The 9,464-nt window shown below is 70.8% G+C and carries 11 protein-coding genes; 9 read left to right on the top strand and 2 right to left on the bottom strand.

Translation table 11 applies throughout. The features are described from left to right. Positions 1-701: 701 nt before the first annotated feature. The 7 genes from AC5L3C_RS33250 to AC5L3C_RS33220 all read left to right on the top strand — a co-directional run bounded on the left by AC5L3C_RS33250 (position 702) and on the right by AC5L3C_RS33220 (position 5,967). Complete coding sequence (locus AC5L3C_RS33250) at positions 702-1,370, top strand: O-methyltransferase (protein ID WP_493652827.1); 669 nt, start codon at positions 702-704, stop codon at positions 1,368-1,370. A 134-nt stretch (positions 1,371-1,504) separates the two neighbouring features. After that, positions 1,505-2,359: a 3-hydroxyacyl-CoA dehydrogenase family protein gene (locus AC5L3C_RS33245; protein ID WP_493652826.1), complete on the top strand. Its 855-nt coding sequence runs from the start codon at positions 1,505-1,507 to the stop codon at positions 2,357-2,359. Beyond that, complete coding sequence (locus AC5L3C_RS33240) at positions 2,356-2,622, top strand: acyl carrier protein (protein ID WP_493652825.1); 267 nt, start codon at positions 2,356-2,358, stop codon at positions 2,620-2,622. The genes AC5L3C_RS33245 and AC5L3C_RS33240 overlap by 4 nt, the downstream gene beginning before the upstream one ends. Continuing rightward, entirely contained in the window at positions 2,615-3,712 is a 1,098-nt protein-coding gene (locus AC5L3C_RS33235; RefSeq protein WP_493652824.1) for an acyl-CoA dehydrogenase family protein, read from the top strand. The genes AC5L3C_RS33240 and AC5L3C_RS33235 overlap by 8 nt, the downstream gene beginning before the upstream one ends. Positions 3,713-3,725: 13 nt before the next feature. Then, the gene (locus AC5L3C_RS33230) at positions 3,726-4,832 is read left to right on the top strand and encodes an HAD-IIIC family phosphatase (protein WP_493652823.1); all 1,107 of its coding nucleotides are present in this window, start codon (positions 3,726-3,728) and stop codon (positions 4,830-4,832) included. After that, positions 4,829-5,131 carry a transposase gene (locus tag AC5L3C_RS33225; protein WP_493652822.1) on the top strand — a complete coding sequence of 101 codons (303 nt, stop codon included), beginning with the start codon at positions 4,829-4,831 and terminating at the stop codon, positions 5,129-5,131. The genes AC5L3C_RS33230 and AC5L3C_RS33225 overlap by 4 nt, the downstream gene beginning before the upstream one ends. A 50-nt stretch (positions 5,132-5,181) precedes the next feature. Continuing rightward, positions 5,182-5,967 (top strand): thioesterase II family protein, encoded by a 786-nt coding sequence (locus AC5L3C_RS33220; protein ID WP_493652821.1) that lies wholly within the window; start codon positions 5,182-5,184, stop codon positions 5,965-5,967. 36 nt (positions 5,968-6,003) lie between these two features. On the opposite strand, the gene AC5L3C_RS33215 is transcribed toward AC5L3C_RS33220, so the two are convergent. Further along, entirely contained in the window at positions 6,004-6,681 is a 678-nt protein-coding gene (locus AC5L3C_RS33215) for a uracil-DNA glycosylase (RefSeq protein WP_125508782.1), read from the bottom strand. A 111-nt stretch (positions 6,682-6,792) separates the two neighbouring features. Here AC5L3C_RS33215 and AC5L3C_RS33210 point away from each other — a divergent pair, with 111 nt between their 5' ends. Further along, positions 6,793-7,803, top strand: coding sequence for an N-acetylglucosamine kinase (locus AC5L3C_RS33210; protein ID WP_493654127.1), 1,011 nt, complete (start codon positions 6,793-6,795; stop codon positions 7,801-7,803). An 84-nt stretch (positions 7,804-7,887) separates the two neighbouring features. Beyond that, positions 7,888-8,808, top strand: a complete 921-nt coding sequence (locus tag AC5L3C_RS33205) for a sirohydrochlorin chelatase (RefSeq protein ID WP_125508780.1) — start codon at positions 7,888-7,890, stop codon at positions 8,806-8,808. Between the two features lie 90 nt (positions 8,809-8,898). On the opposite strand, the gene AC5L3C_RS33200 is transcribed toward AC5L3C_RS33205, so the two are convergent. Continuing rightward, positions 8,899-9,411: a hypothetical protein gene (locus AC5L3C_RS33200; protein ID WP_493652820.1), complete on the bottom strand. Its 513-nt coding sequence runs from the start codon at positions 9,409-9,411 to the stop codon at positions 8,899-8,901. Between the last annotated feature and the right edge of the window lie 53 nt (positions 9,412-9,464).

The raw sequence follows: 9,464 nt of genomic DNA, 5'->3' as shown, positions 1-9,464 counted from the left end.
CACCTGCTCCTCAAAATTCTCCTCAAATTCTCACCCTGGCCCCAGGGGGAACTCCGGAAACATCGTCAGGTCATTTTTTTTCCTGTGAACCGCCGCGTGCGGGGAAACCGTAATACCGCCTCTTTATCACTGCGGAGAGAGCGATACCGCAACATGCTCCATCATCCGCGGCCCGGGCAGCCGACGGCCGATGATGCCATCAACTCCCATACGGAACAAGGGCGTTCGGAAACCCGTAACACCGAGCCGCCGGATACTGTCCGAGGAAAGGAACAAGCCACTCCCTCGCACGGACCCCCCTCCCGTCCGATTGCGGGCCATTAGCGTCAGTTAATTGCTTCTTATTCACTCAATGGTCGAAGACATTCAGCACGTATTTCCCTGCGGTTGGCCGGATCGAATACCTTGACTCCGCCCTTTGATTACACTTTGCATATGATCCTTTACGTACGGTGACAACGGTTTGGCGGAGGTCATTTCATCGCGCCGCCGATTCCTGAAGTCGGACGGCGCGTGATTCAGGACGGCTCGTAGACTGACCGCCGCCCGGTCCGACGGCAACGCGCGTCAGCCAGTGGTGTGTTGGGGCCGGCAAGGGCACCGCGGCGTCGCGCCACGCGCGGGCCGGACGGAACGACCCGCACGCCCCGACGAGCCGGGTCTGCACGGCACGGATGGACGCACCCCGATGGGAATCGACGATGGCTGAACAGCTCGTTGTCTCCGACGCTCTGCACGCCTACTTACGCAAGGTCTCCCTGCGGGAGGACGACGTACTCACCGACCTGCGCGAGTTCACCGCGCAACTGCCCGCGGGGGCCGCGATGCAGGTGCCGGCCGAAGAAGGCCAGCTGCTCGCCCTCCTGGTGCGCCTGACGGGCGCGGTCAACGTGCTGGAGATCGGCACCTTCACCGGTTACAGCACCCTGTGCATGGCACGCGCCCTGCCGCCCGAGGGCCGGCTGACCACGTGCGACATCACCGACCGGTGGCCCGACATCGCGGCCCGGTACTGGCGGAAGGCAGGCGTCGACGACCGCATCGAACTACGGATCGGCGATGCCGGCGAAACACTCGACGCACTGCGCCTGGAGCGCGGGGAGGGCCACTTCGACCTGGTGTTCATCGACGCCGACAAAAGCAACTACCGGCGCTACTACGAGAAGTCACTGGATCTGCTGCGGCCCGGCGGTCTCGTGGCGGTGGACAACACCCTGTTCTTCGGACGGGTGGTGGACCCCGGCGCCCAGGACGCCGACACCGTCGCGATCCGGGAGTTCAACACGTTTCTGCACGGCGACGAGCGAGTCGACGTGTCCCTGCTGCCGATGGCCGACGGCATCACCCTCGCCCGCAAACAAACCGTCTGAAACCCCGCCGCATCCCGGCCGGTGGCGCGGCCACGCGGCGAACGGCCCCTCTTCTTCTCCCTCCCCTCCCCGGCACGGTGGCCGCCGTGCCGGGGGAACGACCGTGCCGTGACCCACAGAAGGCAGGAAACGCGATGACGACCGAGCCGATCACGGTTCTCGGTGCCGGTGTGATGGGCGTGGGTATCACCGCACTGCTGGCCGGCCACGGCCTGCCCGTACGACTGGTGGACACCGCCCCGGAGCAGCTGACGCGGGCCCCCGGCCGGATCCGGCAGGAACTGCGTACGGCCCACCTGATGGGCGCGCTGCCGCCGGACCGGGAACAGGGCGAGGTGAGCCCGCACTCCGGTGTGTCCGCCGCCCGCGGCGCCCGGCTGGTGATCGAGGCGATCACCGAGGACACCGGCCTGAAGAAGGCGGTGTTGTCCGAGGTGTCCGCACGGGTCCGCCCGGGCACCCCGATCGTCTCCAACACCTCCTCGATCCCCGTCGACGAGCTGGCCGAGGCCGTGCGGCACCCCGGTGATCTGATCGGCGTCCACTTCATGAACCCGCCGGGCCTGATCACCACCGTCGAGGTCGTCCGCGGTGCGCGCACCCAGGAGGCGACCCTGGACGCCGTACGCGGCCTGCTGCGCGAGGTCGGCCGCAGGCCCGTGGTGGTCCGCGACGCGCCCGGCTTCGTCACCAGCCGACTGCTGCATCCGATGATCAATCAGGCGGCGCGGCTGGTGCAGGAGGGCACGGCCTCCGCCGAGGACGTCGACGCCCTGATGCGGGGCTGCCTCGGCCACCGCACCGGACCACTGCGTACGGCGGACCTGATCGGCATCGACAACCTGGTCGACTCCCTGTGGGTGCTGCTGAAGCGCACCGGCGACGAGGCATGCCGCCCCTGCGACCTGCTGCTGCACAAGGCCGCCGACGGCCACCACGGCCGCAAGACCGGACAAGGTTTCTACACGTACGAGGAGAGCGCGACATGACCGCCCCCACCGACCGACCCACGGACGTCCAGTCGGCCATTTCGGCCTTCATCGAGACCAGGACCAGGACGGCCCCGGAGCCCGACGTCGACATCTTCGCGGCCGGCGGACTCTCCTCGCTGTTCGCCATGGAACTGGTGGTCCATCTGGAGAAGACCTTCGGCATCGCCATCAGCGGCGCCGACATGCGCCTGGACAACTTCCGGACGGTCGACTCGATGGTCGGGCTCGTGACCCGGCTGGGCGGACGCGTCGATGCCTGACCGGCTCGCGGCCGAGGTCACCGAGCTGGTCGGTGACCAGGCGGACGACTGGGACCGCAGCGGGCTGATCCCGCACGAGCTGCTGCGGAAGATGTCCGGCCGCGGCCTGCTCTGCGCCCAGGTGCCCGAGGAGTACGGCGGTCTCGGCCTGAACAGCGCCCGGGGCGGTGAACTCACCGCGCGGGTCGGGAGTCTGTGCAGCTCGCTGCGGAGCGTGATGACCTCGCAGGGCATGGCCGCGTGGGCCCTCCAGCGACTCGGTGACGCCGAGCAGCGCAGCGGCCTGCTGGGCGGTCTGGTCCGGGGCCGGCTGGCGGCCGTCGGCTTCTCCGAGGCGGACGCCGGCAGCGACGTCGCCGCGATGCGCACCACCATCCGGCGCGACGGCGGCGACGTGGTGGTCGACGGGGTCAAGACGTGGATCACCGCGGCCCGCTACGCCGACGAACTCGTGATCTTCGGACGGTACGAGGACGGCGGTGCGGTCGTCGCGATTCCCGCGGACACCCCCGGTGTCACCATCGAGCCGGTTCCCGATCCGCTGGGCTGCCGGGCCGCCGGACACTCCCACATCCGGCTGGAGGAGGTCCGGGTACCCGCACGGCGGTTGCTGGACGGCGCGGGCATGCCCCTCCCGCTGCTGATCACCCTCGTCCTGGCGTACGGCCGGATGTCCGTGGGCTGGGGCTGCGTGGGTATCCTCCGCGGCTGCCTGGCCGCAGCGGGCGCCCACGCGCGCTCACGCCGTCAGTTCGGCAAGCCCCTGGGGGAACACCAACTGGTCGGGCGGCACCTCGCCGGACTGCTGGTCTCCGAGCAGATCGCCACCCGGGCGTGTGAGCACGCGAGCGCGCTGTGGGACGCGAACGCCCCGGACGCGGTCACCGCCACCGTCCTGGCCAAGCACGTCGGTGCCACGCAGGCCGCACAGGGTGCCGCGGCGGCGGTCCAGATCCTGGGCTCGGCCGGCGCGGACAACAGTTCCCTGGTGGCCCGGGCCTACCGGGACGCCAAGCTGATGGAAATCATCGAGGGCAGCAACGAGCTGTGCCAGGTCATGCTGGCCGAGCACGTGCTGTCACGCTCGTAGGAGGAGACGGCCGATGGGTGAGCCCACGACGGTGAAGTGCCTCGTCTGGGATCTGGACAACACACTGTGGCAAGGCACCCTCCTGGACGGCGACGACGTCCGGATCACGGATGAGACCAAGCAGGTGATCACCGAACTCGACCGGCGCGGCATCCTGCAGGCGGTGTGCAGCAGGAACGACCACGATCACGCCTGGCGGCGCCTGGAACAACTCGGCATGGCCGAGTACTTCGTCCTCCCGCACATCGGCTGGGGGCCCAAGTCCGACTCGGTCCGCTCCATCGCCGAACGGCTCAACTTCGCCCACACCGCCATGGCGTTCATCGACGACACGCCGGCCGAGCGTGCCGAGGTGTCCTACCACCTGCCGGACGTGCGCTGCTACGACCCCGGACAGCTGACGGATCTGCTGGGCCGTGCCGAGTTCAGTCCGGCCACCGTCACCGTGGACTCCGGACGGCGCCGCCGGATGTACCAGGCCGGCTTCCGCCGGGATGCCGAGCGCGAGGAGTACCAGGGCACGGACGAGGACTTCCTGCGCTCGCTCGACCTGTGGATGTCGATCGGCAGGGCGACCGGCGGCGAGTTGAGCCGCGTCGAGGAACTGACCCTGCGCACCAGTCAGATGAACGCGACCGGGGTGCACTACGACGATGCCGCCCTGCGCGGGCTGATGACCGATCCCGAGCACGAGGTGCTGGTCGTCACCATGGGCGACCGGTTCGGGCCGCACGGGGCGGTGGGCCTGCTCCTCCTGCGCAGGATGCCCGGGGCATGGCATCTCAAGTTGCTGGCGACCTCGTGCCGTGTGGTGTCCTTCGGCGCCGGTTCCGTCGTCCTCAACTGGCTCGTCGACCAGGCCGCGACGGCCGGGGTGCATATGATCGCCGACTTCCGGGCCACCGAGCGCAACCGGATGATGGAGATCGCCTACCGGTTCGCCGGCTTCGACGACCGGCCCTGTGCCTGCCGCGGCACACCGGAGCCGCCGGCCGGCGACACCACGGGAATCCAGCGTCTCCATCTCGTCCCCGCACCGCGTCCCGGTCCGGCAACGATGTCATTGGACGCGGTCGACCTCACAGAGAAGAAGTCTCACTCGGGCGTCTCGTGGTCATGAAGCGCTATCCGCCGCAGTTCAAGGCGGAGGCGGTCGCCTTGTACCGGTCACGGCCCGAGGCGACGATCCAGCAGGTCGCCGCCGATCTGGAGATCTCTTTTGAAACCCTGCGGACATGGGTGCGGGCGGCCGGTGCGAACCGGCCCCGGGGCCGCAGGGCGAAGAAGGATCCCGCCGAGCCGCCGGGGGCGTTGGAGGCGGAGAACGCCGCCCTGCGCAGGAAGGTCCGCGAGCTGGAGGAGGAGCGCGAGATCCTCCGGAGGGCCGCGCGGCACGCGGCCGGGGAGACGCGCTGGTGAACGCCGTTGCGGACGGGCGTGTCCGACGGCGCGACGAAGGGAGGGATCACGTGGTCGACGTGCTGGATTCGAGCCAACGCTGGGTCAGGCGATTCCACCCCGCACCGGACGGCGAGGTCACGGTGGTGTGCTTCCCGCACGCGGGTGGCTCGGCCGGCTACTTCGCGCCGCTGTCCGCTCGGCTGACACCCCGTGCCGAGGTGCTGGCGCTGCAGTACCCGGGCCGCCAGGACCGCCGGTCCGAGCCCGCCCTCACCAGCGTGGGCGAACTGGTGGAGGGGATCGTCGAGGCGCTCAGCGGGCACGCCGGCCGCCCCCTCGTGTTCTTCGGGCACAGCATGGGCGCCACGCTCGCCTTCGAGACGGCGCGGCGCCTGGAGCCGGAGCTCGGCAGACGGTTGCTGGGGCTGGTCGTGTCGGGGCGCAGGTCGCCCGGCACCGTACGCCGGGAGACGGTGCATCTGCGGGACGACGCGGGGCTCATCGCGGAAGTACGCGGACTGCAGGGCACCGCCCCCGCGCTGCTGGACGACGAGGAGGTGGTGCGGATGATCCTCCCCGCCCTCCGCGCCGACTACACCGCCGTGGAACGGTACGTGTACCGGCCGGGACCGCCGCTGAGGTGCCCCCTGTACGTCTACACCGGTGACGCCGACCCCCATGTGAGCGAGGAGGAGGCGGCGGGGTGGGCGGGGCACACCCGCGCGGACTTCCGGATCCGCACCTTCAGCGGCGGCCACTTCTATCTCGCCGAGCGGAGCGAGCAGGTGACCGCTGCACTGCGGGAGGACCTGACGGGCTTTCAGGAGCGTTCCCGTACCGGCGCCGGGCACTGATCCGGCCGGGACGGGACGCACGCGCCGGGTGCTGCCCTACGGCAGCCGCCAGTCCACCGGCTGGGCACCCTGCCGCATGAGCAGGTCGTTGGCCCGGCTGAACGGGCGCGAACCGAAGAAGCCGCGGTCGGCGGACATCGGGGACGGATGGGCGGACTCGATCGCCGGCAGTTCCCCGAGCAGCGGCCGCAGATTGCGCGCGTCGCGTCCCCACAGGATCGACACCAGCGGCTTCCCGCGGGCCGCGAGGGCGCGGATGGCCTGCTCGGTGACCTCCTCCCAGCCCTTGCCGCGGTGCGCGCCCGGCTTGCGCGGAGCCGTGGTGAGCGCCCTGTTGAGCAGCAGCACCCCCTGCTGCGTCCACGGCGTGAGATCTCCGTTGGACGGCCGGGGCAGCCCGAGGTCGGAGTGCATCTCCCGGAAGATGTTCTCCAGGCTGCCCGGCAGCGAACGCACCTCGGGCGAGACCGCGAAGCTCAGTCCGATCGCCATACCCGGTGTGGGGTAGGGGTCCTGCCCCACGATCAGGACACGGACGTCGTCGAAAGGCTGCTGGAAGGCCCGCAGGACATTCGCCCCGGCCGGAAGATACGTCCGGCCCGCCGCTATCTCGGCGCGGAGGAAGTCCCCCATGGCGGCGATGCGCTCGGCCACCGGTTCGAGAGCCTTCGCCCAGCCCGCTTCAACAAGTTCATACAAGGGTCGTGGTGCCACGCCGCGTCACTCTACTGGTAGCCCGGGGCGCTACTCTTCCTCTCCGTCGAGATCTTGACACCGGGCGGGCGCGTCACGCGGCCGGTCACCGGGAAGGAGGGGAGCCTGTTGCTGACCGGGACGGCCGGCTTCCTCGCCGTGGACTCCGGGGGCTCCGGGCTGCGGGTCGTCGTCGGGGCCGCCGGGCGCGGTCCGCTGGCCCGGGCCGCGTCGAAGGAGCCGGTGCGGACCGGGCCCCGGGGCATCGACCCGGGGCACTTCCTGGAACAACTGGTGCCGACGGCGCGCGCGTTGTGCGCGCAGGCCGGGGTCGGACGGCTGGAAACGGCCGTCGTCGGCGCGGCCGGGATGGCCGGCCTGGGGGACGGCCTGCGCGCGGAGCTGCCGGGCGCGCTCGCCAGGGAACTGGGCGTACGGCGGCTGGCGTTGGCCGCCGACGCGGTCACCGCGTATGCGGGCGCCCTCGGTACCCGGCCCGGTGCGGTGATCGCCGCAGGCACCGGCCTCATCGCGCTCGGCACAGATCTGACGGGCTGGCGCCGGGCGGACGGCTGGGGCCATCTGCTCGGCGACTGCGGCGGCGGTGCCTGGATCGGACGGGCCGGCCTGGAGGCGGCGCTGCGCGCCCATGACGGGCGGGAGGGCGGCTCCGCCCGGCTGCTGGAGAGCGCGGAGGACATGTTCGGGCCCGTGGCCGGACTGCCGGGCCTGCTGTACCCCCGCAGCGACCGTCCGGCCGTGCTCGCCTCGTTCGCGCCGCGCGTCGGTGAGTGCGCGGCCGGCGGCGACCGGGTCGCCGTGGACGTGCTGCGGGCGGCGGCCCGGCACATGGCCGACTCGGCGGCCGCGGTGTGCCCGGCCGGGGGCGAGCCGGCGGTCGGTCTCACGGGAGGGCTGTTCGGGATGGGGGCCGTGCTGCTCGGTCCCGTGGAAGAGGAGCTGGCGCAGCGGCTGCCGCGGGCGCGGCGGATCACGGCCGAGGGGGATCCGCTGCACGGCGCGGTGCGGATCGCGGAGGACCTCGCCACCGGTTCGCTCGTTCTCCCGAGTGACGAGAAGTTGCTGAGTGTGACGTCCGCGACCGGTGAGGACGTCACTCGCGGAACCGACACCCGTACGTAACTCTCCAGACAAAACCGGACGGATACCGCTCGCCTGCCCCCTCCCCGAACAGAGGAGCCCAGGAAGCCACTAACATGCCGCACCATGAGCACCCCCACTGGGCCCGCGTCCGGCCTGCCAGTACGAATGCCGCGCCCCCGCCAGCCCGGGCGGCACCGCCGTCCCGAGCCCCTGGTGGCTCCCGATGATGCGCCCGCGCTCGTCCTCGCCGTGCCGGGTACGCCCAGTGGTGCCACCCGCTCGCTCGCCGACGAGGTCGTCAGCATCGCCCGCTCCGAGCTGCCCGGTCTCGACGCCCGGGTCGGCTTCCTGGAGGGCGACGACGAGTTCCCCTCGCTGACGTCCGTCCTCGCGCACGCGGCCGAGGAGCGCACCGCCCGCTTCGAGCAGGCCCGTGCCGCCGGAGCGGACGTGAAGGAGCCCGACGGCCCCGTCGCCGTCGTCGTCCCGCTGCTCGCCGGCCCGGACAGCGCGCTGCTGCGCCAGGTCCGCCAGGCCGTGATGGACAGCCGTGTCGCCGCCGAGCTGACCGATGTGCTGGGCCCGCACCCGCTGCTCGCCGAGGGGCTGCACGTCCGGCTGTCGGAGGCGGGGCTGGCCCGCGCCGACCGTGCCCGCCTGTTCACCGTGGCGACCGCCGCGGACGGCATCATCCTCGCCTCGGTGGGCGGTGACGAGGCGGTGCAGGCGGCCGGGATCACCGGCATGCTGCTCGCCGCGCGCCTCGCCGTGCCGGTGATGGCGGCCGCCCTGGACCAGGAGGGTTCCATCGCCTCCGTGGCCGAGCAGCTGCGCGGCTCCGGCTCGCAGCAGCTGGCGCTGGCGCCGTACCTGATCGGGCCGGAGATCGACGCGAGCCTGCTCGAGGAGGCCGCGAAGGAGGCGGGGTGCTCCGCCGCCGAGGCGCTCGGCCCGTACCCGGCGATCGGCAAGCTGGCGCTGGCCAAGTACACGACCGCCCTGGGAATCGCCCCGCAGCAGGCGCAGAGCACTCCGGCCCACTAGGGCACGTCGAGGGCACAGCGCGACAAAGTGAAGTCCCGTCGTCCGCCCGGAGGGCGGGGACGGGACTTTCTCACGGTGCGGGCCGGGCTGTCAGGCCCGCGCGTTGTACCGGTACCAAGGAGTCAGCGGGTCCTTCAGCGCCTTGTCGTCGAAGACCCTGAAGTGCACGGTCGTACCCTCTTCGATGTCGTCGTCCTTGGCCATCTGCACCTTGTTCACATCGAGGACCTTGGACGTCCCCGGTGCCCAGTAGGTCGCCTCCTTCTTGAAGATGCCCTCGTACCACATGGCCCGGAAGTAGATCGTGTCGCCGTCGTTCTTGCCGTCGTAGGCGTACAGCACCTCGTCGTACGGGTGGAACTCCATCTGCGCCACGGGAGTGCCGTTCTTCTTCACGACCAGCTTCATGCCCTTCCCACCCGCGTCCTTCTTGAAGCCGGTGTAGTCGAGGCCGCTGCTGTCGCTGCACGGGCAGGAGCCGGTGTCCGGCTGCCAGCTCGAGATCGTGATGTCCGCGTTCCTGTAGGCATTCGCCGTGGTCGCCGAGAGCCCGGTGAACGCGACGGCCATTCCCAGCGAAATGGCCAGTGCTCTGTTGCGCATGTGTTGCCCCTTCTCGTACGGCCGACGGCGTTCACGTTAGGGGCGTCGGCGGT

This window comes from Streptomyces speibonae, from assembly GCF_984686075.1.
This window is presented reverse-complemented; position numbering and strand designations above follow the sequence as displayed.

Excerpts from the sequence above, each read along its gene's own strand:
- AC5L3C_RS33250 (WP_493652827.1), top strand. The coding sequence starts at position 702 with ATGGCTGAACAGCTCGTTGTCTCCGACGCTCTGCACGCCTACTTACGC.
- AC5L3C_RS33245 (WP_493652826.1), top strand. The coding sequence starts at position 1,505 with ATGACGACCGAGCCGATCACGGTTCTCGGTGCCGGTGTGATGGGCGTG.
- AC5L3C_RS33240 (WP_493652825.1), top strand. The coding sequence starts at position 2,356 with ATGACCGCCCCCACCGACCGACCCACGGACGTCCAGTCGGCCATTTCG.
- AC5L3C_RS33235 (WP_493652824.1), top strand. The coding sequence starts at position 2,615 with ATGCCTGACCGGCTCGCGGCCGAGGTCACCGAGCTGGTCGGTGACCAG.
- AC5L3C_RS33230 (WP_493652823.1), top strand. The coding sequence starts at position 3,726 with ATGGGTGAGCCCACGACGGTGAAGTGCCTCGTCTGGGATCTGGACAAC.
- AC5L3C_RS33225 (WP_493652822.1), top strand. The coding sequence starts at position 4,829 with ATGAAGCGCTATCCGCCGCAGTTCAAGGCGGAGGCGGTCGCCTTGTAC.
- AC5L3C_RS33205 (WP_125508780.1), top strand. The coding sequence starts at position 7,888 with ATGAGCACCCCCACTGGGCCCGCGTCCGGCCTGCCAGTACGAATGCCG.
- AC5L3C_RS33200 (WP_493652820.1), bottom strand. The coding sequence starts at position 9,411 with ATGCGCAACAGAGCACTGGCCATTTCGCTGGGAATGGCCGTCGCGTTC.